Raw genomic sequence first — 24,002 nt, 5'->3', positions numbered from 1 at the left:
CGAAGCGATTTTAACCGGTTCGGTTAATTTTCTACCGCACTGTCTCTGGCGATGTATTTCGATGCACGTCAAGAAATCTGGTGACTAGACGTACGAGTGGGGCTGGCGGCCCGATTCGCTCGGGCCGCCAGCCCCAATCGTAGTCAGGTTCGGGTCCCGATCAGGCCTCGCTCGTCTCCACGGTCGTCTCCGTCGCCATCTCGACGACCTTCTCAACCGTGGCAGTGGGCTCCTTCGCGGCCGGGTCGGCCACAACGGAGGCGTCCACGCAGCCGACCTCCCGCTTGATGAGGTCCAGGTGGGCACCGGTCCAGGCGTCCTTGTCCTGCGGGACCCGCAGCTCCAGGCGGATCCGGTCCCCCACGTGCAGTCCGGCGGCCTTGCGCTCGTCCTGGACCAGACGCACCAGGTCGCGGGCCCAGCCTTCGGCCTCCAGGGCGTCGTCGAGGGCGGTGTCCAGGACCACGAAGGCCCCCGAGGGCAGCATGGTGGCGGCCAGGGAGTCGTCGTCGACCTCGATGCGGGTGGTCAGGGTGAAGGCGGAGTCCTCCGCCTCCAGGACCACGGGGGCGCCATCGAGCAGGACGTCTTTGAAGCGCACGTCCCCGTCCTCGGTGAGCTCCCACTGGCCCGCCTTGACGGCGGCGAAGAGCTTGGAGGTGAGCTTGCGGACCTCGGGGCTGAAGGCGCGCGGGTTGAGGGCCAGGTCCGTTCGGGCCTCGTAGCCGGCGGACTCGGCGTCCAGGACCCGTACCTCCTTGACGTTGACCTCCTCGGCCACGAGCTCGCGGAAGGGGGCCAGCCCGGCCGGGTCAGCGGTGGCGACGGTCAGGCTGCGAAGCGGCTGGCGCACGCGCAGCTTCTCGGCCTTGCGCAGGCTCAGGGCGGCCGAGACCGCGGCTCGGGCCTCATCCATGGCCGCCACGAGCTCGGCATTGGCGACATGCCCGGGCAGCGAGGGCCAGTCGGTCAGGTGCACGGAGCGCCCACCGGTCAGGCCCCGCCAGATCTCCTCGCTCACCAGCGGCGCCAGCGGCGCCATGACCTCGGTGAGCACCCGCAGCACGGTGGCCAGGGTGTCGAAGGCGGTCGTCTCGCCGTCGGTGAAGCGCTGGCGCGAGGTGCGCAGGTACCAGTTGGTGAGCACGTCGAGGAAGTCGCGGATCGTGGCGCAGGCCCCGGTGATGTCGTAGCCGTCCATCTGGGCGGCCACCGTCTCGGTCAGGTCCTTGGTGCGGGCCAGGACGTAGCGGTCCATGACGTGCAGGCCGCCGTGCTTGGCGAACAGGCTCGCGTCGTCCAGGTCGACGCCGCTCGTGACGTAGCCGGACTGACCCACCTGGCCCGCGTAGAGGGCGAAGAAGTACCAGGTGTTCCACAGCGGCAGCACCACCTGGCGCACGGTGTCGCGGATGGCCTTGTCGGTGACCACGAGGTTGCCTCCGCGCATGACCGGCGCCGAGAGCAGGAACCAGCGCATGGCGTCGGCCCCGTCGCGGTCGAAGACCATGGAGACGTCCGGGTAGTTGCGCAGCGACTTGCTCATCTTGGCCCCGTCGTTACCCAGGAGGATGCCGTGGGAGACGCAGGAGGTGAAGGCGGGCCGGTCGAACAGGGCGGTGGCCAGGACGTGGAGGGTGTAGAACCAGCCGCGGGTCTGGCCGATGTACTCCACGATGAAGTCGCCCGGATAGTGCGACTCGAACCACTCGACGTTCTCGAAGGGGTAGTGCACCTGGGCGAAGGGCATGGAGCCGGACTCGAACCAGCAGTCCAGGACGTCGGGGATGCGGCGCATCATGGACTTACCCGTGGGGTCATCGGGGTTGGGCCGCACGAGGGTGTCGATGAAGGGGCGGTGCAGGTCGGTGACCTTGACACCGAAGTCGCGCTCCAGCTCGGCGTAGGAGCCGTAGACGTCAGTGCGCGGATAGTCGGGGTTATCGCTGACCCACACCGGGATGGGCGCGCCCCAGAAACGGTTGCGGGAGATCGACCAGTCGCGCGCGTTCGCCAGCCACTTGCCGAAGATGCCGTCCTTGATGTGGCCGGGGTACCAGTCGATGTCCTGGTTGAGCTCGACCATGCGGTCTCGGATCGCCGAGACGCGCACGAACCAGGAGGAAACGGCCTTGTAGATGAGCGGCTTGCGGCAGCGCCAGCAGTGCGGGTACGAGTGCACGTAGGAGGCCTGGCGCACCAGGACGGCGCGCCGGCTCTCGTCGCGGCGGGCCAGGGGGCCGGTGCCGTCGCGCAGGTCGGCAACGATGGGCTTGTTGGCCTCGAAGACCTGCAGCCCGGCGTAGTCACTCACCTCCTCGGTCAGGCAGCCACCGTCGTCGACGGGCACGACCGTCTCGATGCCGGCCTCGGTGCAGGCGATCATGTCGTCCTCACCGAAGGCCGAGGCCATGTGCACCAGGCCGGTTCCGTCGGAGGTGGTCACGAAGTCGGCGGCGATGATCGTCCAGGCATTCGGCCCGGGGGCGGCGCCCTCGGCCCGGTGGGCGGCGTCGTCGAAGTAGTCGAAGATCGGGTGGTAGCGCCGCCCCACCAGGTCGGCCCCGGTGCAGGTGGCCAGCACCTGCGGGTCCTCGCCGAGCTCGCGGGCGTAGGAGCCCAGGAGGTCCTTCGCGATGACGACGTCCTGACCGGCCACCGGCGAGTCGAGGTCCTCGTCGACGTGGACGGTCACGTACTCGACGTCGGGCCCCACGGCGATGGCCACGTTGGAGGGCAGTGTCCAGGGGGTGGTGGTCCAGATGAGGACCAGCTCGGGGCGCTCGGCGCCCTGGCGCAGCGGCTCCTCCAGGCGCAGGCCCACCGTGACCGTGTTGTCCTGGCGGTCCTGGTAGACGTCGTCGTCCATCTTGAGCTCGTGGTTGCTCAAGGGGGTGCGGTCGTGCCAGCAGTAGGGCAGGACGCGGTAGCCCTGGTAGGCCAGTCCCTTGTCCCACAGCTGCTTGAAGGCCCACAGCACCGACTCCATGTAGTCGGGGTCGAGGGTCTTGTAGTCGTTGTCGAAGTCGACCCAGCGGGCCTGGCGGGTGACGTAGTCCTCCCACTCCTTGGTGTAGCGCAGGACGGAGCTGCGGCACTCCTCGTTGAACTTCTCGATGCCGATGCCGCCGGGGCGGGTGATCTCGGTGACGTCGTCGATGCCGAGCAGGCGCTGGGCCTCGAGCTCGGCGGGCAGGCCGTGGGTGTCCCAGCCGAAGCGGCGCTCGACGCGCTTGCCGCGCTGGGTCTGGTAGCGCCCGACGGCGTCCTTGACGTAGCCGGTCAGCAGGTGGCCGTAGTGGGGCAGGCCGTTGGCGAAGGGCGGGCCGTCGTAGAAGACGAACTCGTCGCAGGGCTCGCCGCGGTTGTCGATGGAGGCCTGGAAGGTGCCGTCGGCCTTCCAGTAGGCCAGGACGTCCTCCTCAATGGCGGGGAAGGAGGGCGAGGGGTCGATCTGCTCCCCCGGGCGGTGCAGGGGGTAGAAGGCGGCGCCGGTCGGCTCGCTGCCGTCGGCGGTGGTGCTGTCAGCCATCTTCTCAGCCATCGCGGTGTGCTCTCGTCTCACTCGTTCCTGCCGCCTCGGGCGGGTGCCCGGGGCCTGACGAGGACGACGTCGGCTCCCGACCGGGCCTGGTGCCCGGCTGGTGCCGCACCGCGGTACCACCTCGCTTGCCGTGCTGCCCGCCCAGAGACGGTGTGCACGACCGCTTCGTTTCCAGCTGTGACGGGCTGTCCCGTCCGGTTCTACTGAGGGCCGACGGCGCTGGTGCGCCGGGGTCCGGTTCTTCCGGAGGCTCGCCGGTGATGGCCGGGTCACTGCCTTTGCTCCGGGGAGTGTAGTGGGGGGCGTGCCGCCGGGGCCAGTTCACGCCGCGGCTTGGCGGCGTCATCCTCCCCACACCCGGCGGTGGAATAGCCGCGGGCACCACCTTCCCTAGCCCAGACCCGACCCCAGCGCCAGCGCCAGCGACAGAATCTGCACACACCGACAAGAACTTCAAAGGCGACACGAATACGCGTCGCCTTTGAAGAAAATGTTGATCTGTGGGCAGTGGCCCTGCCGGTCGCCGGCTCGGAGCCGCTCGGTTTAGCCGTACCTCTAGCCGGCTGCGTTGAGCTCCTCGACGGCCTCCTGAGGGAGGCTGAAGCGCGTGGCCTCGATGGCGTCAGTGAGCTGGGCGACACTGCTGACGCCCACGATCGGGGTGATCGTCGGCTGCTGGGCGTTGAGAAGGGCCAGGACTACCTGGCTCGGCTTCAAGGCAAGACGCTCCGACCACGTGCGCAGCGCTGTCAGCCGCTTGTCAGTCCCCGGGTGCCTGTATGCCTCAGGCAGCGGGCGTTCTGGGTGCTCGTAGGCGCCGGTCAGCAGCGGCGTGTAGGCCCACAGGTCCAGCCCGCAGCGCTCGGCGAGGTCCTTGCTCTCGCTGGTCATCATCCCGTGGGGGTGGTCCTCGCCCTCTACCGGGGTATCCGGCCTCGGGTGGAGGTACGACTCCCGCAGCTGCAGGGCGCTGAAGCCGGCTGAGCCCCGCTGCTGGGCGTGCACGTTGGCTGCGGCGGCATACCAGGCCGGGTGGTTGGACAGCCCGATGCGTGCGGTCAGCCCTTGGTCAACCAGGACGCCGAAGGTCTCCGCGACATCCGCGACCGACTGCTCCCGGTCCTCCATATGGGCCCAGTACATGTCGACGCGCTCCGTCTGCAGGCGCTGCAGACTGTCCCGAATGGCCTGGTTGACGGTCTCCCTGCCGAGACCTTCCACGGCGCCCGGAAAGCCGTGGGGGCGGGTCGGCTCCGCACCGACCTTGGTGCTGATCCGCACCTGGTCGCGCACGCCGCGATCAGCGAGCCACTGGCCGATGACGGTCTCGCTCTGGCCCCCGAGGCCGGACTCGGCTCCCCAGAAGGCGTAGCAGTTCGCGGTGTCAATCCACTGGCCGCCCAGATCCAGGTAGGCGTCGAGGATTTCACGGGACTGGGTGGCAGGCAGGCGGGTTCCGAAGTGCATGGTGCCCAACGCCATGCGGGGGTGTACGTCAGTCATCGGGTTCCTCTCCTCCGTGTCATCGCGGTGAGCGCTGCGAGGCGTGCCAGCGACCGTAACCGAATCTGCACACACCGACAAGAACTTCACAGGCGACACGAATACGCGTCGCCTGTGAAGAAAATGGTGATCTGTGGGCGGCGGCCGTGCCGGCGGCCTCAGCTCTGCGTGCTCGGAGAGGCGTCCTGCTGCTGGAGGACGCCCGAGGAGCCTGAGCCGCCCTTCTGGTTGCCATCACCCGAGCCGGAGCCCGACTGCTGGCCACCACTCGAGCCCGAGCCACTGGAGGCGTCCCCGTTGGGGGTGGTCCGGCCGGCTCCACCGGAGCCTCCTCCCGGACCTCCCTGGCCGTTCTGCCCGTTCTGGCCGCCGGGGCCTCCCTGGCCACCCTGTCCGCCGGGGCCGCCTCCGGGCATCTGCCCACCGGGCCCGCCCTGACCACCGGGGCCTCCCCCACCGGGACCTCCCTGGCCCCCTCCGGGCATGCCCTGACCGTTGCCGGCCCCCTGCTGCTGGGCCTGACCGTGCTGGGAGTGGGAGCTGAGGAGCTCGTTGGTCCCCCACCCAGCCCCGAAGGAGCCCGCCAGCAGCGCCACCCCGGCAGCGCCCACGACGGCGCGACGGCGGTACCAGGGCCCACGCGCCTTGGTCCGGGCCTTCTTGGCCGCCGCGGACGTGGAGGGCACGACGCCGATGGTCGCGGCGTTCTGAGCATCCGGGGAGACCCACGCCCCGCCCAGCCGGGTGTCGGCAGTGCTGCTGCCAGCAGCCGAGTGAGCCGCCCCAGAGCCCTTGGCGGTGTCCGGCGTGACGTCCTTGGAGAGAGCCTCGGTTCTCACCGCCTCTGAGCCAGCGCTACCCGCAGCCGCTTTGAGGTCCTTGCCGTCCGTGCTGCCGTCCGTATTGCCGGCAGTGTTGCCATCACTGCCGGGGCCGCCTACGGCGCCCTGCGGCAGGCGTTGCGCAGCAGCATCGGCGGCGGCGGATTCCCTGATGGGAAGACTCTCCGTGGCCGCGTCACGCGAGGAGGAAGTGGCCTCGCCACCGGAGGAGACGTGCTTGGTCATGGGTGTCCTTTCAGTGTGGTTCCCGGCCCGGCCGGGGCTGGAAGAGACGTTAGGAACCCGCGCTGTGCCCGGGGCAGGTCGAGCCTGTGGGCCACCTATGTGCGACGACGCCGCTCCCCTACTGATCCCTGGCCACCAGGGTGTTGGAGGCCTGGGCCCGCGGTCGCACCACCATGGAGTCGATGTTGACGTGGGCGGGCAGCTCCAGTGTCCAGACGATGCAGGCGGCGACGTCGTCGGCGCTGAGCGGCTCGGCGACACCGGCATAGACCTTCGCGGCGGCCTCGGCGTCCCCGTGGAGACGGTTGAGGGAGAACTCCTCGGTGGCCACCATGCCGGGGGCGATCTCAATGACGCGCACCGGTTCCCCCACCAGCTCCAGGCGCAGCGTGTTGGCGATGATCCGCTCGGCGTGCTTGGCCGCCACGTATCCGCCCCCACCGGGGTAGGTGTCGTGGGCCGCCGTGGAGGTGAGGAAGACCAGGTCCCCGCCCCGCTCCCGAAGCCCGGGCAGGAAGGCCTGGCTCACGCGCAGGGCCGCGAGCGCGTTGCGCTCATACATGGTGGCCCACTCCTGGGCGCTGCCCTCGGCGACCGGGTCGACCCCCAGCGCGCCACCGGCATTGTTGACGACGGCGTCGACAGCTCCGCCGGCCAGCACCTCACCGGCCAGGCGCTCGACGTCGCCGGGCTCCTGGAGGTCGGCGGCCACCCACGTGCAGCCGGTCTCGGCCGCCAGCGCCTCAAGGCGCTCCACCCGCCGGGCGGTGGCAACGACCTCCCACCCGTGGGAGCGCAGGAGTCGAACGGTGGCGGCACCGATACCGGTGGAGGCACCTGTGACGAGGGCACGGCGGGCAGGCACGGAGACGGCGGAGTCGACGGTGACGTTCTTTCGGTTCTCGCTCATCGGTCCACGATACGTCCCCGTCACGCTCGCCTGGCACAATCGGCCTCGATTCGCACGGGTTCACCCAGGCCCGCTCGCGAAGCCCCGCACAGCCGGCCCCCATCGGAAGGCCCCTATGAACGCCATCATCCTCGCCGTCCTGGTCATGCTCATCCTGGCGATGCTGCGCGTCCATGTGGTCCTGTCACTGTTCGTCGGCGCTCTCGCGGGCGGGCTGAGCGCCGGCCTGGGCGTCAGCCGCACCATGGTCGCCTTCCAGAATGGGCTGGCCGACGGCGCCCAGATAGCCCTGTCCTACGCGCTGCTGGGGGCCTTCGCCATGGCGGTGGCGCACTCAGGGCTGCCCCAGCTGCTGGCGAACTGGCTTATCGGCCGCATCGAGAACGACGACGAGTCCGTTTCTCGGAAAGCCGTGCGCACCACCACCATGCTGGTGCTGGGAGGCCTGACCACCATGGCGATCATGAGCGAGAGCCTCATCCCGGTTCACATCGCCTTCATCCCTCTCGTGGTCCCACCGCTGCTCATCGTCATGAGCCGCCTGCAGCTGGACCGCCGCGCCGTGGCCTGCGCCATCACCTTCGGGCTGGTCACCACCTACATGTTCCTGCCCCTGGGCTTCGGGCGGGTCTTCCTTTACAACACCCTCTACCGCAACATCAAGGAAGCGGGTCTGGACGTCTCACAGGTCTCTGCCACCCAGGCCATGGGAATCCCGGCGCTGGGCATGGTCGCGGGGCTGCTCATCGCCGTGTTCGTCACTTACCGCAAGCCCCGCGTCTACCAGGTCGACGCCGGCAGCGGCGTGGGCTCGGGCGAGGAGGTCTCCGGCCCGGTCGAGGTGGACCGCCGCAAGATCCGGGTCGCGCTGGTCGCCGTCGTTGCCTGCTTCGCGGTCCAGGCCTTCCTGACCTGGACGAAGTCCGAGGCCGACCCGCTCCTGGTCGGGGCGCTCACGGGTCTGCTGCTGTTCATGGCCACCCGGGTCGTCACCATCGCCGAGGCCGACGACGTCTTCACCGGAGGCATGCGGATGATGGCCCTCATCGGGCTCATCATGATCACGGCGCAGGGCTTCGCCAAGGTCCTCAAGGAGACCAAGCAGATCGAGCCGCTGGTGACGTCGGCGACCTCCTTGTTCGCGGGTTCCAAGCCCGCCGCCGCCTTCGTCATGCTGCTCGTGGGCCTCATCGTGACCATGGGCATCGGCTCGTCCTTCTCCACCCTGCCGATCATCTCCGCGATCTACGTGCCGTTGTGCGTCTCCCTGGGCTTCTCGCCGGTCGCCACGGTCTCCCTCATCGGGACCGCCGGGGCCCTGGGGGACGCCGGCTCACCGGCGTCGGACTCCACGCTGGGGCCCACGGCCGGGCTCAACGCCGACGGGCAGCACGACCACATGCGCGACTCGGTCATCCCGACCTTCCTGCACTTCAACATCCCCCTGCTCATCGCCGGGTGGATCGCCGCACTGGTGCTCTGAAGGCCGACCGGCGCCCCGGAAGTCGCACCGCCCGGCGCGCCGCCGCGGTACGGTGATGGCCTCATGTCGCTCACGAGCAGGAGGCCTTCATGCGTATCGGGTTCATCGGCGCCGGCAACATGGTCAGCGCCATTGTGCGAGGGGCCGTGGCCGCGGGAACACCGGCCGGGCACCTGCTCCTGACCAGCAAGCACGGTTCCGCGGAGCGCCTGGCCGGGCAGGTCGGGGCCGTCCACGTGCCCGACGCCGCCGAGCTGGTGTCACGCAGTGACGTCCTCATCGTGGGCCTCAAGCCCTACGTCATCCCCGATGTCCTGCCCCGGCTGTCGGAGGCCATCGCCGCCAGCCACCCCCTGGTGGTCTCCATCGCGGCCGGAGTGACCCTGGAGCGTCTGGAGTCGATGCTGCCGGACGGTACCCGGGTGGTGCGCACCATGCCGAACATGGCCGCCTCCGTGGGCGAGTCGATGACGGCACTGGCCCCTGGCAGCAGTGCGAGTCCTCAGGACCTGGAGACAGTGCGCACCCTCATGGAGGCCATCGGTCGCACCGTGGTCCTGGAGGAGAAGGACTTCTCCTCCTTCATCGGTCTGGCGGGCTCCTCCCCCGCCCTGGTGTGCGCCTTCATCGACGCCTTGGCGCGCGCCGGCGTCATGGGCGGCATCCCCAAGGACCAGGCCGTCCAGATCGTCGCGCAGGCGGTGCTGGGGACCGCCCGCACCGTGCAGACCGAGGCTCAGCGCACCGCCGAGGGAGGTCACGGCCGCACCCCGGCCGACCTCATCGACGCGGTCTGCTCCCCCGGCGGGACAACAGTGGCGGGCATGGTGGCCCTGGAGCGGGCCGGTTTCTCCGACGCCGTCGTGCGCGCCTTCGAGGCCATCGCCGAGAGGGACCGGGAGCTGGGCGCCTGATCGCAGTCCCAGGCCCAAGGACCCATTTCCCGCCTACCCGCTGCCGCAGACCACCACCGGTGCCGTGTGCGGCAGTGCGATCTTATTCCGCGTCCTGACGGGTTAAAGTGCACCCCCAACGCCCCTGCCGTGACTCGAAGCACAGATCATTCCTGCTTGTCGCCAGGTAAATGCATGGTTACTGTTTCGGCCATGACCTTCTCTCACGCAGCACTCTTCAGCGGCACCTATCCCGCTGATCTTCTGCGTGCCCATGCGGTCATGTGTTGTCGGGCCTGACCAGCGCCTGACACCACGGGGACTTCCCCCGCAACGAGGTATCCGGCGCAATGAAGCGTCCGGAAGGCCCCGTTGAGACGGCTGACGCCAACCGAACGGCCCTGCAGGCTCTGCACGCAGCAGCACACCAGGCCGCCCCCGGACGCTCCTCAAACGCCAATGACACGCCACCGTCATGGAGGAGCAATGACCACCACCGTCACGCCACCCGCCCGCACCCTGCGCCCACCGCGCAAGGCCCGCTCCAACGGCCAGTGGGCCCTCGACGGGCGCAAGCCGCTCAACGACAACGAGGCCTTCAAGCAGGACGGGGACCCGCTGGCGGTACGCGACCGGATCGTGAACATCTACGGCCCCGGCGGCTACGAGAGCATCGCACCCGATGACCTCAACGGCCGTTTCCGCTGGTGGGGCCTGTACACCCAGCGCAAGCAGGGAATCGACGGCGGCCGCACCGCCCAGCTGGAGGCCTCGGAGCTGTCCGACCGCTACTTCCTGCAGCGGGTGCGTCTGGACGGAGGCAGCCTGAGCCGCGAGCAGCTGCGGGTGCTCGGCTCGGTCTCCAACGACTTCGCCCGCGGCACCGCCGACATCACCGACCGCCAGAACATCCAGCTGCACTGGGTGGAGATCGACAACGTCCCAGAGCTGTGGCAGCGCCTGGAGTCGGTGGGACTGACCACGATTGAGGGCTGCGGGGACACGCCTCGAGGCTTCCTGGTCTCCCCGGTGGCCGGCATCGCCAAGGACGAGGTCATCGATCCGACCCCGCTGGCCCGTGCCATCAAGGACACCTACCTGGGTGACCCCGAGCTGGCCAATCTGCCCCGCAAGTTCAAGACGGCCATCACCGGCTCCCCCAGCCTCGACATCCTCCATGAGATCAACGACATCTCCTTCGTGGGCGTCAACCACCCCGAGCTCGGTCCCGGCTACGACCTGTGGGTGGCCGGCGCCCTGTCCACCGCCCCGCGTCTGGGTCAGCGGCTGGGGGCCTTCGTCACCCCTGAGGACGCCCTGGACGTCTGGTACGGCGTCATCCGAATCTTCCGCGACTACGGCTACCGTCGCCTGCGCAACAAGGCCCGGTTGAAGTTCCTCATGGCCGAGTGGGGGCCGGAGAAGTTCCGACAGGTCCTCCAGGACGACTACCTGGGGCGTGCCCTGCCCGACGGCCCGGCGCCTGAGGAGCCGAGCGGGGACTCCGACCACATCGGCGTCCACGAGCAGAAGGACGGCCGCTTCTGGGTGGGGGCCAAGCCGCCCGTCGGCCGGTTGAGCGGGGACGTCCTGCTGGGCCTGGCGGACCTGGCCGAGCGGGTCGGCTCCAACCGGGTGCGCACCACCCCGCTGCAGAACCTGCTGCTCCTGGACGTGCCCGCCGAGAAGGTCGACGACGCCGTCGCCGGCCTGCGCGAGCTGGGGCTCGATCCCGATCCGGGCGCCTTCACCCGCTCAACCCTGGCCTGCACCGGGCTGGAGTTCTGCAAGTTCGCGATCGTGGAGACCAAGAAGCTGGCGGCGCGCGTCTCGGCCGAGCTCGACGCGCGCCTGGCCGACACCGACCTGGAGCGGCGCATCACCCTGACCGTCAACGGCTGCCCGAACTCCTGCGCCCGCATTCAGATCGCGGACATCGGCCTCAAGGGCCAGATCATCACGGTCGACGGCGAGCAGATGCCCGGCTTCCAGGTGCACCTGGGCGGCGGCCTGGCCACCGACGGACGCGCCGAGGCCGGCCTGGGCCGCACGGTGCGGGGCCTGAAGGTCCCCGCCTCCGGCCTGACCGACTACGTCGAACGCCTAGTGCGCCGCTACCTGGACCAGCGCCTCCCTGAGGAGACCTTCGCCCAGTGGGCGCACCGAGCCGATGAGGAGGCCGTGCAGTGAGCGCCACAACCACTGACCGCACCCAGGCATCCCTGAACGCGGCGCACCGTGCTCCTGCCGCCTCGAGGTCACGGGGAGCCGGCTCGGCCCCGCTGCGGTCCACCGAGGAGCTGCGCGCCCTGGCCGAGGCCGGTGCGCGCGAGCTCGGTGACGATGCCCCGGCCCTCGACGTCGCCCAGTGGGCGGCCCAGAACTTCCCCGACACGCTGGCCGTGGCCTGCTCCATGGCCGACGCCGTCCTGCCGCACGTGGTCTCCCGGGTCCTGCCCGGCGTCGACGTCCTCTTCCTGGACACCGGCTACCACTTCACCGAGACCGTGGGCACCCGCGACGCCGTGGCCGCCACCATGGACGTCACCGTCGTCGACGTGACTCCTGAGCTGAGCCTGGCCGAGCAGGACGAGCGCTACGGGCCGGATCTGTGGTCGCGGGACCCGGCCGCCTGCTGCCGTCTGCGCAAGGTCGAGCCGCTGGCGAGGGCCCTGAGCGGCTACGAGGCCTGGGCCACCGGGGTGCGCCGCGAGGACGCCCCCACCCGCACCCACACACCGCTGATCGGATGGGACGCCACCCACGAGATCGTCAAGATCAATCCCCTGGCCGCCTGGAGCATGGAGGAGCTGACCGGCTACGCCGACCAGCACGGCGTGCTCATCAACCCCCTCCTGTACGACGGCTACCCCTCGATCGGCTGCGCCCCGTGCACAGCGCGAGTCAAGCCCGGAGACGACCCCCGTTCCGGCCGCTGGGCCGGATTCACCAAGACAGAATGCGGAATCCACCTATGAGCATCACCCTGACCCACACCCGTCCGGCCCCAGCCCCCTCCCCCGCCCCCCATCAGACGCCGGAGCTCGAACCGGCCGGCCTGGCCGACCTCTCCCGGGCCCCCGCCACCACTGAGGCCCTGGACATCCTTGACGTCCTGGAGGCCGAGGCCATCCTCGTCATCCGGGAGATCGCCGCCGAGTGCCGCCGCCCCGTGCTGCTGTTCTCCGGGGGCAAGGACTCCGTGGTCATGCTGCACCTGGCCCGCAAGGCCTTCTGGCCCGCTCCGATCCCCTTCCCCGTCCTGCACGTGGACACCGGCCACAACTTCCCCGAGTTGCTGGCCTACCGCGACCGGACGGTCGAGGAGCTCGGTCTGCGGCTCGTGGTGGCCCGCGTCCAGGACTACATCGACGACGGCCGTCTGCGCGAGCGCACCGACGGCACCCGTAACCCGCTCCAGACCATCCCGCTTCTCGACGCCATCGAGGAGGGCGGCTTCGACGGCGTCTTCGGCGGCGGGCGCCGCGACGAGGAGAAGGCCCGGGCCAAGGAGCGCATCGTCTCCCTGCGCGACGAGTTCGGCCAGTGGGACCCGCGCAACCAGCGCCCCGAGCTGTGGAACCTGCTCAACCCCCGCCACCGCCCCGGTGAGCACGTGCGGGTCTTCCCCTTGAGCAACTGGACCGAGCTGGACGTGTGGCGCTACATCGAGCGCGAGGACATCGCCCTGCCCGGCCTCTACTACGCCCACGAGCGCGAGGTCTTCCTGCGTGACGGGATGTGGCTGGCGGCCGGCGGCGTCAACCGGCTGCGCGACGGCGAGCAGGTGGTCACCCGCACCGTGCGCTACCGCACTGTGGGCGACATGTCCTGCACCGGCGCCGTCGAGTCCACCGCCGCCACCAACCACGACATCGTTCTGGAGGTCGCCGCCTCCACCCTGACCGAGCGGGGAGCCACCCGCGCCGATGACCGCCTGAGCGAGGCGGCCATGGAGGACCGCAAGAAGGAGGGCTACTTCTGATGAGCACCCCCACCCTCACCGACATCCCCGCCGAGGCCGAGGCACGCGCCGCCGCCACCGGCTCACTGCTGCGGCTGGCCACGGCCGGCAGCGTCGACGACGGCAAGTCCACGCTCGTGGGCCGCCTGCTTTTCGACTCCAAGTCCGTGCTGCGCGACCAGCTGGCCGCCGTCGAGCAGGTCAGCCTGGATCGGGGCCTGACCAGCGCCGACCTCGCCCTGCTGACCGACGGTCTGCGGGCCGAGCGGGAGCAGGGCATCACGATCGACGTCGCCTACCGCTACTTCGCCACCCCGCAGCGCTCCTTCATCCTGGCCGACTGCCCCGGGCACGTGCAGTACACCCGCAACACGGTCACCGGCTGCTCCACGGCCGACGTCGTCGTGCTGCTGGTGGACGCCCGCAACGGGGTCCTGGAGCAGACTCGCCGCCACCTGGCAGTCGCCGCCCTCCTGCGCGTCCCGCACGTCATCGTCGCGGTCAACAAGATCGACCTGGTGGACTTCTCCGCCGAGGTCTACGCAGGTATCGAGGCCGACATCCGTGCCGTGGCCGCCGAGCTGGGCGTGGCCGAGATCCATGTCCTGCCGACCTCCGCGCTCCTGGGGGACAACATCGTCGAGGCCTCGACCAGCACGCCCTTCTACGAGGGGCCGACCCTGCTGGGTCTCCTGGAGTCCCTGCCCACCGCCCGCGACGAGGGCGTCTTCCGCCTGCCGGTCCAGCTGGTCATCCGCCCCCAGGGGGCGGCGCCGAGGCCTGAGCTGCGCGACTACCGGGGCTACGCCGGGCGGATCGCCTCGGGCACGGTACGCGTCGGCGACCCCGTGGTGGTGCTGCCCTCGGGCAGGCACTCACGTGTGGCCGGCATCGACCTGGGCGAGCGCAGCCTGGAGGAGGCCGTCGAGGGCCAGTCGGTGACGGTTCGCCTGACCGACGATATCGATGTCGCCCGCGGTGACACCCTGGCCGCGGCGGGGGACGCGCCCCAGGTGCTCACCGAGGTCGACGCCCGCGTGTCCTGGCTGAGCGAGGAGCCCCTGCGCCCCCGGGCGCGAGTGCTGCTCAAGCACGGCGCCCAGACGGTCCAGGCGATCGTGCGCGCCATTGAGGGGCGCCTCGACCTGGATGACCTGACCACGGTGCCGGCTGACCGACTGGAGCTCAACGACATCGGCCTGGTTCGGCTGCGTCTGGCCTCACCGGTGCCCTTGGCCGACTACTCGGTCTCCCGGTCCGACGGCGCCTTCCTCCTCATCGACGCCCACGAGGGCGGAACACTCGGGGCGGGCATGGTGCAGCTGGCAGGCACAGGGCGCGGAGAACCGGCTGCGGCCACCTCCTCAGGCAGGGGCTGAGGCATGGCTCGCGAACTTTCTCCCCATGCACCCGCTGGCTCCACCGGCTCAGCGGGCGGCTGGGTGGCCCTGGTGGGCGGCGGCCCGGGCAGCAGCGGCCTCATCACCGCCCGCGGCCTGGAGCTGCTGGGCCGGGCGGACGTGGTCGTCGTCGACGCGCTGGCCCCCCGCGACCTCCTGGAGGACCTTGACCCCGGCACCGAGGTCATCGACGCCTCCAAGCGTCGCGGCCGGCACGTCATGAGCCAGGAGGAGATCGACGCGCTCCTGGTCGACCTGGCCCGCAGCGGCAAGGGGGTGGTCCGTCTCAAGGGCGGCGACCCCTACGTGCTCGGGCGCGGCGGGGAGGAGGCGGCCGCCTGCCGTGCAGCCGACGTGGCCGTCGAGGTCGTCCCGGGGATCACCAGCGCCATCGCCGTACCCGCGGCGGCGGGGATCCCCGTCACCCACCGGGGAATGTCGCGCGGCTTCTCGGTCATCACGGCTCATGCGGATCTGGGGGTGCTCCCCCAGCGCCGCGACCACACCCTCATCCTGCTCATGGGGGTCTCCCGGCTGAGGGACTCGGTCGCCTCCCTGCTGGAGGCCGGCAGCGATCCGGCCACTCCAGCGGCGATCATCGAGCGCGGCTACCACCGCGACCAGCGTGTGACCACCACCGAGCTGCGATGTCTGGCCGACGTCGCCGCCCGGTACGGCGTGACCGCCCCCGCGGTCATCGTCATCGGCGACGTCGTCACCCTGAGCCCGTACTGGGCTGACCGAGTCGTCGAAGAGGCCCGGCCGGCGAACCCGGCCGCGTGAGTCCTCCTCGGCGCATGCAGACTGAATGTCCCGGAGTCACTGATGCGCAAGCTTGTTCTTCTCGCCCTCGTCGGCCTGGCCGCCCAGCTGGTCGACGGTTCCCTCGGGATGGGGTACGGCATGACCTCCTCCTCCCTGCTGCTTCTGGCCGGGCTGAGCCCGGCACTGGCCTCGGCCTCCGTGCACCTGGCCGAGATCGGCACGACCCTGGCCTCGGGGGCCTCCCACTGGAGGCTGGGCAACACCGATCCTCGCCTGGTGGTCCGGCTGGGGCTGCCCGGCGCGGTGGGGGCCTTCAGCGGTGCCGCGGTTCTGTCTCACCTGTCGACCCGCGCGGCGACCCCGGTGACGGCGAGCCTGCTGATCCTGCTGGGGACCTATGTCCTGGGGCGCTTCGCACTGCGCCCGCCCAGCGGATCCGGTAGCCGGCGCTCGCCGCACGGCAGGCGGCTCCTGGTTCCCCTGGGACTGGTGGGCGGTTTCGTTGACGCCACCGGTGGTGGCGGCTGGGGACCGGTGGTGACGACGACGCTGCTCACGGGTGGTCGCACAGCGCCGCGCACCGTGGTCGGCTCGGTGGGGGCCTCGGAGTTCCTGGTGACGGTGGCGGCCTCGGCCGGTTTCCTCACCGGACTGGGCACCGCGGGCATCAGCCTCGGGATCGTCCTGACCCTGCTGGCCGGCGGGCTCGTGGCCGCGCCGATCTCTGCCTGGCTGGTCTCCCGCCTGCCCGGAGCGGTGCTGGGCACCGCCGTCGGCGGGCTGATCCTGGCCACGAACCTGCGGGTGCTACTGTCCTGGTCCGAGGCCTCGGCCCGAACCGGGGTCATGTTGTACGGCGCGCTCGGGGTGATCTGGGTGGCCTTCCTGACCCTGGCGGTCCGCAAGGCACGCGCCACCGCCACAGAGATTCGGGAGGAGACCGAACAGGTGCTTGAGGAGGTCCACCCCACTCATCAGCACGGCCACGCACCTGAGGCTGGTGTCCTGGAGGAGGCGATCACCGCCGGCGGCCCCGTCGGCCCGAGGCCGGTCGAGCCGGATCGTCCTCACACGCACGCGGTTCTGGTGGTGGAGCCGGCATGAGCACTCGTCCCCTGGTGCTGCTGGCCCACGGCTCGCGCCGGCCCGGGCCGTCCTCAGTCCTGTCCCGCACCGCTGAGCGCGTCGGCACGATCCTGCCGGGGGTGGAGGTGCGCACCGGCTACGTCGAGCTCCAGCCCCCGGACCCGGCCACGGCCCTGGAGGGGCTGGTGGATCCGGTAGTCCTGCCCTTCTTCCTCGCCCGCGGCTATCACGTCGTCCATGACGTACCGGCCGCAGTGGAACGGCACGGATCGGGGACGGTCACCGGGCACCTGGGGGTCGAGGAGCACTTGGTGGAGGCCGTCGAGCAGCGGCTCCGGGAGGCGTCCGCGCCCCTGGGCGGGCTCGCAGGACTCGACCACATCGTCCTGGGCGCAGCCGGGTCACGCCAGGCGGCGGCGCTGGAGGAGGTTGAGACCATCACTCGCCTGCTCGAGGCGCGCCTGGGGCGCGAGGTGACGACGGCCTACCTCTCGGCTGCGCGTCCCAGCGTCCGTGACGCGGTGAGCACGGCCCGGGCCCGAGGGGCCAGGCGGGTGGGTGTGGCCACCTACCTGCTGGCGGAGGGACGTTTCCACCGGGCACTGCACTCCACGGGAGCCGACGTCGTGGCCGCTCCCATCGGCGACCACCCGGCACTCGCCGAGCTGGTGGTCCACCGCTACCGGGAGCAGGTCGCCTGACCGCGAGGCCCTCCCTCCACCAAGAAGGACACTTTTCGCGGAAGGCAACCGTTTTCCGTACCTCTACACGAAACATGTCGCTCTCGGCGGAGAGGAATGTCAGTCACTGCCATCCTCAAGGAGTCGCTCGGACAGGCGCTGGATGATGGGTTCGACCTCCTGCGAGGTGGTGGCTGCGGCACTCACGCGGCCAAAGATGCCCACCGCCAGGAGCCCAAAGGCCGTCTCCTCATCCTGCTGGCTCGGCTCGCGGCGTCCGTGGGAACGGGCCACCAGGTGGGAGGTCTCTCTCAACCAGCGGCGCCAGCTGCCGGCCAGTCGATCCCGGGAGTCCTCATGACGAATCGCGTAGAGCCAGGTCTCTAGGTGCAGGACAACATCCTCCATGGGAAGCTCCTGGAGCTGCTCGCCCCACTGGTCGGGGCTCACCATCTGGCGAGCGGCCTCTTCCGAGCTCTCCTCACCACAGGTGACGACCTCCAGGAACAGGGCCTCCTTGGAGGGGAAGGAGGAGTAGAAGGCGCCCTTGGTGAATCCAGCCGCCGAGGCGATGTCACTGACCGACGCCCCCTCGTAGCCCTTGGCAGCGAAGACCTCCCTGGCAGCAGCAAGGATCCGCGCCCTGGTCTTCTCGCTCCGACGGCGTCCACCACCCCGACCCGGGGCGGCGCCGCTGACTGCAGTAGAGGCGGAGGCCAGCTTCCGGGAGGCAAGGTCCAGGGAGGCCGCTACCGCACTCTCACTGCTCCGGCGCGCTCCCTGACCGGCCGCCCCCACTGCACGGGAGAAGGCGGTGATCGCCTCATTGAGGGCGCGCGTCGCCTCCCTGATGTCATCAGAGGCGGAGGCCCCGGAGTCATCACTGTCACTGTTCGTCCCACGGGCGGAGCTCCTGGCGGTCATGCCCCCACTGTAGAGGAGGCCCCTCAGAAAGGGGTTCACGGCACTTCCCCCTCCACGTTCGTCACTCCCTCCACCGGTCTCCGACCATTCGGACATCCCGGCCGACTCAGGGCCGCCTTGCCAGGGCCCATGACGCTCCGGCGACGGCCACCAGGCACCATCCGCCCAGGAGGCCCCAGGAACGGGCGGGCATGCTGGCGTCGTGCGAGAACAGTCCCGCACGCACCACCTGAGCCATGGGCTCGAAGGGCAGCCAGCGGTGGATCTCCTGGGCCCAGTCGGGGAGCCTGTCGGCGGGGAAGCTGACGGGCGAGAACAGCATGATGCTGAAGGCGAGCACCTGGGAGAGGATCTGAGCCAGGGCCGGAGCCAGGAGCGTGGCGATGGCGTATCCGATGCAGGCCGCTGTCAGGGCGACCAGCACGGCGCCGGGCACCAGCCACCACTGCGGGGCGAGGTCGACGTCGAAGCGGGCGTTGGCGACGATGACGCCCACAACCAGGCCGGGCAGTGCAAGAGCGGTCCAGATCGCGAGGTCTGCCAGGAGGAAGGCGATCCTGGGGACGGGCAGGGTGCGCATCCAGTCCAGGCTGCCCTCAGTGCGGGACTGGGAGACCCACTGGGGCGTCATGATGAGTCCCAGCGAGATGAGCGCGATCGCCGGGCCGCCGCCGGCCAGGTAGAGACTCGCCTCGCGGCCTGGGTGGCCCGCAATGAGCCCGTATCCCAGGACCATGGAGACGGACAGCAGCGTCTGGACGATGATGAAGAGAGGGAGCACGGGCAGGCTGCGTCGGAACTGCCACTGAACAAGCAGGCCGAGCTGGTACCAGAGCGGAGTCACCCGAGGGCCGGCGCCACCGGCCTGGTCCGGATCAGCAGTTGTACTGGTTGGAGTAGACATCATGTTCTCCTTCATTTCCTGATTCTCTGGGGACGGGAGTCGCACCGCGCTTACGCGGCAGCACGGGGACGACGCGAATCATCGGGACGAATCCGGCCTTCCGCGGATTCACACGGTTCAGGCGGCATGACGGCTCACCTCCTCACCCGTGCTCCCGGTGAGGTGCACGTAGACGTCCTCCAGTGAGATCGGTGCCAGCTCGTATCGCTCGATCACTCCGTCCTTGAGGGCATGAGCGGCCCACTCCACGGCCTGGGTCGTACAGTGAGAGTCCACCGCCACGGATGCGCGCACGGCGTCGTGCTGCGTCAGGCTCATTCCCGCGGGCGGCTCGATCCGCCGGCCGGGAGTCCGGCTGACCTCCAGGACGAAGGACGATCCGTGGCCGGCCACGAGTGCTGCAGGGGTCCCCTCGGCGATGACGTGACCGTGGTCCAGGACGGTGAGCCGGTCGACCGCCCGCTCGGCCTCCCGCACGTTGTGGGTCACCAGGAGGACCGCCGCCCCGGCCTCGGCCAGAAGGCGGATCTGGTCCCACAGCAGGCGCCGGCGTACCGGGTCGACATCATTGGTGGGCTCATCGAGGATGACCAGGCGCCCGGGGACGACGGCGCACATGGCGAAGGCAGTCAGACGGGCAACACCGCCGGAGATCTTCTGCGCGGGAGTCCTCGCCCACTCCCCCAGGTCGAGGGCCTCGATGAGCTCCTCGGCGCGCCTGCGCGTCTGACGCGGACGCCCTCCTCGCATACGCCCCACGAGGTCGATCGCCATCAGGGGCGTGAGTCCTGTGATGGGCACATTGGCCTGAGCCTGGACATTGGTGAGGCGACGGGCGAGAGCGGGGTTGGCGACGGCATCAACCCCGTCGAGCCTGATGCTCCCGGAGGTCGGGCACAGCAGCCCCACCACCTGGTTGACCAGCGTGGTCTTGCCCGCGCCGTTGTGCCCGAGGAGCCCGACCACCTCGCCGGCACCCACCTGCATAGTGACGCCGGCGTTGGCTCTCACCGTGTGCGGCCCGCTTCCGAAGTGCTTGTGAAGGTCCTCAATGGCTAGTACATCGGCCATGAAGCCCCCCTCCTTTCGTTCAACTACCTGGATCCGAGCACCCGATCGACTACCAGGCCGATCCGTACCGGTTGGTATTAACGATACCATCCAGTACTACCGGGAGGTTTCATTGAGTCCTGAGACCTTTCATAGCAACAGAAACGCTGTCCCATACCAACCGGTACGGGACAGCGTCTGCCCACCCTGTCGTCTAACCTGAAGCGGCCCCGCCTCACCCCTGACGGATGTGCCAGCGCGAGGAGGCCGTGGAGGCCTCGATGAACTCGCGGAAGGGGCCGGGAACGGCCGCCAGCTCCTGGGGCGTACCACGCTGGGCCACGCGGGCGCCGGCCTGAGTCGGCTCGAGGAAGACGACCTCGTCGGCCTGGCGGACGGTGGACAGGCGGTGGGCCACCACGATGACGGTGCGCCCCTCGGAGAGCTCGCGCACCACCTCGGTGATGGCGGACTCGTTCTCCCCGTCCAGGGCCGAGGTGATCTCGTCGAGCAGCAGGATGGGGGCGTCCTTGACGAAGGCCCGAGCAATAGCGACGCGCTGGCGCTCCCCACCGGACAGGCTCAGCCCGCCGGGACCGACCTGCGTGTCCCACCCGTGCGGCAGCGCCTCGATGACGCGGTCCAGGCGGGCGCGCCGGGCGGCCTCGGCCAGCTCGGCGTCGGTGGCCTCGGGCCGGGCGATGCGCAGGTTCTCCCGGATCGTGGTGTCGAACAGGTAGACGTCCTGGAAGACCATGGAGGTCATACCCATGATCGTCGAGGCGCGCATGGAGCGAACCGGTGCGCTGCCAATGGTGACGGTCCCGTCGTCGACGTCCCAGAACCGGGCCGCCAGGCGCAGGATCGTGGACTTGCCCGCCCCTGACGGGCCCACCAGGGCGGTCACTCTCCCCTGCGGTGCGCTCAAGGAGACGCCCGCCAGGACGGGGCGGCCTGCGTCGTAGGAGAAGGAGACATCGTTCAGGGCGATTGTGGTCCCCCGGGGCTCGATCTCCTGACCGGGCTCGGGGTCGGACAGGGGACGCGCGTCGAGAATGTCCCCCACGGCCCGCAGGGCGACCTTCGCGTTGTCGGCCTCGGATCCGTACATGGCGGCCTTGGTCAGTGGCAGGAGCGTGCGCGCGGTGACGGCCATGATCGCCAGGTATGCGACGACGTCGAGCCGGTGCCCACTGACCCGTGCCAGCCCCATCGCCATGACCAGGGCGAAGGCGACGTTGACGATAAGGTTGAAGTACTGCCCGGGCCTGCCCTTGACCCGTAGGCCGTCCAGGGTGGAGGCGGAGTCGGCCTCCAGGGCGGCTTGCACCGGCGCCCAGCCCGTCTTGGTGGCACCGGTGGCGCGCAGCACGGGCTGGAGTCGGGCGAACTCCACGAGGCGTCCGGCCGCGGCGCTCGAGGTGCGGTCCTCCATCTCGTTGGCGCGAGTGGTCGCGGCGCCCATGAGCCGCCACGTCAGGACCAGCGGGACGATGGCGGCGGCCATGATGAGCGCCAGGGGCCATTCGACGACGGCGGTGGCCCCGAGCATGACCAGCGGGACGATGAAGGCGTTGCACAGGTTGGGGATCACCATGGAGGCCAGGTGGGAGAGGGTGTTGACCTCCTTGGAGGTGGCGTTGACGACGGCGGCCTCCCGCTCGGCGCTGAACCAGCCCAGCGGCAGGGTCAGGACATGATCGGCGACGCGGTCGATCATGGTGTCGCAGACCTCGAAGACACTGACCCGGTAGGAGCGGTGCATGGCGATGGTGTCGACGAGCGCGGCGCTCACCGCCATGACCACGACGGCGATCAGCCAGGCGGTCAGGAACTGCGAGCGGGAGTAGAGGGCGCGCAGGAAGGGGATCATGAGGGCCAGGGTGAGGCCCTGGAGGACGGCAGAGGCTACGAACCAGGCGATGATGGTGCGCATCTCGGCGGCGTTGACGACTCGCGTCAGCAGCTTCCACATGGTTACTTCTCCTCCTGCCCGGCGGATTCGGCTCTCAGCCGGTCGATCTGGGCGGTCAGTACGGCGGCGTCGGTCTCCTCACTCAGGTCCTGACTGCGCCACATGGCGGCATAGCGTCCGCCGGCGGCCAGCAGCTCCTCGTGCGTGCCGCGCTCGGTGATGCGTCCGGCGTCGACGACGAGGATCTGGTCTGCGTCGCGGATCGTGGACAGGCGGTGGGCGATGATGATGACGGTCCGCCCGGCGGCGAGCCGGGACAGGGCCTGGTGGATGTCGCGCTCGGAGGCCGGATCGGCCTGAGCGGTGGCCTCGTCCAGGACGAGGATGGGGGCGTCCTGGAGGTAGGCGCGCGCCAGAGTGACGCGCTGGCGCTCCCCTCCGGAGAGGAACCCGCCTTCCTCACCCAGGATCGTGTCGTAGCCATGGGGCAGACGTGCGATGCGCTCGTGGATGCAGGCCGCGCGGGCAGCTGCCTCAACCTGTTCCCGGGTGGCGTCGGGGCGTCCCAGGGCGATGTTGTCGTGGACGGACTCGTGGGCCAGGGCCACGTCCTGCAGCACGACCGCCACGCGCGAGAGCAGCCAGGGGAAAGTCGCCTCGCGCACGTCGACGCCGCTGATGCGCACGGCTCCGTCGTCGACGTCGTAGAAGCGGGCGATGAGGCGGGCCAGGGTCGATTTGCCCCCGCCGGAGGGGCCGACGAGCGCAGTGACGGTTCCGGGCTCGGCGGTGAAGGAGGCGCCGTGCAGGACCGGGGAGCCGGCCTCGTAGGAGAAGGTGACGTCCTCGACGTCGACGCGCCCGGGCGCACGTCCCTCGCCCTCGTCATGGGTTCCCTCGGGCATCGGTGGCAGGGAGAGCAGGTCCGCGGTGGCCTGGGCGGCCATCCTGGACTCGTACATGTGCTGCATGAGGCCGATGAGGGTCATGAGTCCCTCCGGCAGCCCGAGGGCCACCAGGAAGAACGGCAGGGTGGCCGACAGGGGCGTCCAGCCCTGGGAGGTGAACAGGACGGCCAGGAGCGCGACCGTGGCGAAGACCGTGGAGGGACGCAGGACGGCGGTCATGGCGCTGATGGCCTTCCCGGACCTGCTCACCCACTCGTAGGACAGGCTGGAGAACTCGGTGCGCGCCTGGCTGAAGCGGGTGCGGGAGGCGTCGGTGGCCTGGAAGCCCTTGATCTCCTTGATGCCCTCGAGCATCTCGACGGTCGCGGCGGCCAGCGCGGTCTGAGCGGCGCCGAAGCGCTCGGTGATGCCCGACAGGCCAGACATGGTCAGGAGCATCGCTCCCAGGGCGAGGACCCACAGCCCCACCAGCGCGCAGGCCAGGCGCCAGTCGGCCCACAGCAGGTAGGCCGTCCCCGCCGCCGCCATGACGACGGCGTTGGTGGCGTCCCCGGGAACGTGGGCGACGAGGGTGTGGATGGAGGTGGTGTCGTCGCAGACCATCTTGCGGATGGTGCCGTGCGGGATCTGCGCCACCCGCCCCAGGGGCAGGCCGCTGATGGCGTCGACGACCCGCTCACGCAGGTGGTGCCGCAGCCGGGCCTCGGCCAGGTGCGTGATCCCCAGGCCCGCCAGGTAGAGGGCCTGGGAGGCGAAGAGCGCCCCGACGGCGATGGCCGCCCAGATCCACAGACTGCCGCGCCAGCCTTGCGGTGAGGTCTCGCCCAGCCATATGGCCGCCATGTTGCGCAGGGCCTCGAAGGGGACGATGGACATCAACGCTCCGACGGCGGTCAGCAGCCCGGTGACGATCATGGCCGGGCGCGCCGGCCGGATGAGCTCGCCGACGGTGACGCCTGCGTCCTCCTGGTGACTTGTCCGGTGCATCGATTGCTTGGGCATGGTT

At 70.0% G+C, this 24,002-nt stretch carries 18 protein-coding genes; 9 read left to right on the top strand and 9 right to left on the bottom strand.

From position 1 onward, the window contains the following. Positions 1–160: 160 nt before the first annotated feature. The 4 genes from ileS to AB7V09_RS00930 all read right to left on the bottom strand — a co-directional run bounded on the left by ileS (position 161) and on the right by AB7V09_RS00930 (position 7,024). Complete coding sequence (ileS, locus tag AB7V09_RS00945) at positions 161–3,544, bottom strand: isoleucine--tRNA ligase (protein WP_419142774.1); 3,384 nt, start codon at positions 3,542–3,544, stop codon at positions 161–163. Positions 3,545–4,099: 555 nt separating this feature from the next. Continuing rightward, positions 4,100–5,047, bottom strand: coding sequence for an aldo/keto reductase (locus tag AB7V09_RS00940; RefSeq protein ID WP_419142649.1), 948 nt, complete (start codon positions 5,045–5,047; stop codon positions 4,100–4,102). A 158-nt stretch (positions 5,048–5,205) separates the two neighbouring features. Beyond that, on the bottom strand, positions 5,206–6,114 hold the full coding sequence (locus AB7V09_RS00935; protein WP_075415115.1) for a hypothetical protein: 909 nt from the start codon (positions 6,112–6,114) through the stop codon (positions 5,206–5,208). Positions 6,115–6,232: 118 nt separating this feature from the next. Further along, complete coding sequence (locus AB7V09_RS00930; RefSeq protein ID WP_419142648.1) at positions 6,233–7,024, bottom strand: SDR family NAD(P)-dependent oxidoreductase; 792 nt, start codon at positions 7,022–7,024, stop codon at positions 6,233–6,235. Between the two features lie 115 nt (positions 7,025–7,139). On the opposite strand from AB7V09_RS00930, the gene AB7V09_RS00925 reads away from it, so the two are divergent. The 9 genes from AB7V09_RS00925 to AB7V09_RS00885 all read left to right on the top strand — a co-directional run bounded on the left by AB7V09_RS00925 (position 7,140) and on the right by AB7V09_RS00885 (position 17,316). Beyond that, positions 7,140–8,507, top strand: coding sequence for a Na+/H+ antiporter family protein (locus AB7V09_RS00925; RefSeq protein ID WP_419142647.1), 1,368 nt, complete (start codon positions 7,140–7,142; stop codon positions 8,505–8,507). 89 nt (positions 8,508–8,596) lie between these two features. Beyond that, entirely contained in the window at positions 8,597–9,421 is an 825-nt protein-coding gene (gene proC, locus AB7V09_RS00920) for a pyrroline-5-carboxylate reductase (RefSeq protein ID WP_419142646.1), read from the top strand. Positions 9,422–9,886: 465 nt separating this feature from the next. Continuing rightward, positions 9,887–11,590 (top strand): nitrite/sulfite reductase, encoded by a 1,704-nt coding sequence (locus tag AB7V09_RS00915; protein WP_419142645.1) that lies wholly within the window; start codon positions 9,887–9,889, stop codon positions 11,588–11,590. Further along, the gene (locus tag AB7V09_RS00910) at positions 11,587–12,378 is read left to right on the top strand and encodes a phosphoadenylyl-sulfate reductase (RefSeq protein ID WP_419142644.1); all 792 of its coding nucleotides are present in this window, start codon (positions 11,587–11,589) and stop codon (positions 12,376–12,378) included. The genes AB7V09_RS00915 and AB7V09_RS00910 overlap by 4 nt, the downstream gene beginning before the upstream one ends. Beyond that, positions 12,375–13,385 carry a sulfate adenylyltransferase subunit CysD gene (gene cysD / locus AB7V09_RS00905; protein WP_075415109.1) on the top strand — a complete coding sequence of 337 codons (1,011 nt, stop codon included), beginning with the start codon at positions 12,375–12,377 and terminating at the stop codon, positions 13,383–13,385. The genes AB7V09_RS00910 and cysD overlap by 4 nt, the downstream gene beginning before the upstream one ends. Next, on the top strand, positions 13,385–14,743 hold the full coding sequence (locus AB7V09_RS00900; protein WP_075415108.1) for a sulfate adenylyltransferase subunit 1: 1,359 nt from the start codon (positions 13,385–13,387) through the stop codon (positions 14,741–14,743). Before cysD ends, AB7V09_RS00900 begins: the two co-directional genes overlap by 1 nt. A gap of 3 nt (positions 14,744–14,746) precedes the next feature. Further along, on the top strand, positions 14,747–15,547 hold the full coding sequence (cobA, locus tag AB7V09_RS00895; RefSeq protein ID WP_075415107.1) for a uroporphyrinogen-III C-methyltransferase: 801 nt from the start codon (positions 14,747–14,749) through the stop codon (positions 15,545–15,547). Between the two features lie 42 nt (positions 15,548–15,589). Beyond that, positions 15,590–16,633, top strand: coding sequence for a sulfite exporter TauE/SafE family protein (locus AB7V09_RS00890; RefSeq protein ID WP_075415106.1), 1,044 nt, complete (start codon positions 15,590–15,592; stop codon positions 16,631–16,633). Then, positions 16,630–17,316 carry a sirohydrochlorin chelatase gene (locus AB7V09_RS00885; RefSeq protein ID WP_075415105.1) on the top strand — a complete coding sequence of 229 codons (687 nt, stop codon included), beginning with the start codon at positions 16,630–16,632 and terminating at the stop codon, positions 17,314–17,316. Before AB7V09_RS00890 ends, AB7V09_RS00885 begins: the two co-directional genes overlap by 4 nt. Before the next feature lie 99 nt (positions 17,317–17,415). Here AB7V09_RS00885 and AB7V09_RS00880 read toward each other — a convergent pair whose 3' ends face one another. The 5 genes from AB7V09_RS00880 to AB7V09_RS00860 all read right to left on the bottom strand — a co-directional run bounded on the left by AB7V09_RS00880 (position 17,416) and on the right by AB7V09_RS00860 (position 23,998). After that, positions 17,416–18,219 (bottom strand): TetR/AcrR family transcriptional regulator, encoded by an 804-nt coding sequence (locus AB7V09_RS00880; RefSeq protein WP_075415104.1) that lies wholly within the window; start codon positions 18,217–18,219, stop codon positions 17,416–17,418. 106 nt (positions 18,220–18,325) lie between these two features. After that, positions 18,326–19,123, bottom strand: coding sequence for an ABC transporter permease (locus tag AB7V09_RS00875; RefSeq protein WP_075415184.1), 798 nt, complete (start codon positions 19,121–19,123; stop codon positions 18,326–18,328). Positions 19,124–19,240: 117 nt separating this feature from the next. Then, positions 19,241–20,194, bottom strand: a complete 954-nt coding sequence (locus AB7V09_RS00870) for an ABC transporter ATP-binding protein (RefSeq protein ID WP_075415103.1) — start codon at positions 20,192–20,194, stop codon at positions 19,241–19,243. A gap of 214 nt (positions 20,195–20,408) precedes the next feature. Further along, positions 20,409–22,148 (bottom strand): ABC transporter ATP-binding protein, encoded by a 1,740-nt coding sequence (locus AB7V09_RS00865; protein WP_075415102.1) that lies wholly within the window; start codon positions 22,146–22,148, stop codon positions 20,409–20,411. A 2-nt stretch (positions 22,149–22,150) separates the two neighbouring features. Continuing rightward, entirely contained in the window at positions 22,151–23,998 is a 1,848-nt protein-coding gene (locus AB7V09_RS00860; protein ID WP_419142643.1) for an ABC transporter ATP-binding protein, read from the bottom strand. Between the last annotated feature and the right edge of the window lie 4 nt (positions 23,999–24,002).

The sequence above is a fragment of the Actinomyces sp. SKVG-SVH-4(1) genome (genome assembly GCF_048514265.1).
GTDB classification, from domain to species: Bacteria; Actinomycetota; Actinomycetes; order Actinomycetales; family Actinomycetaceae; genus Actinomyces; species Actinomyces oris.
The sequence above is the reverse complement of the archived record's forward strand: the minus strand, read 5'-3'. Positions and strand labels throughout refer to the sequence as shown.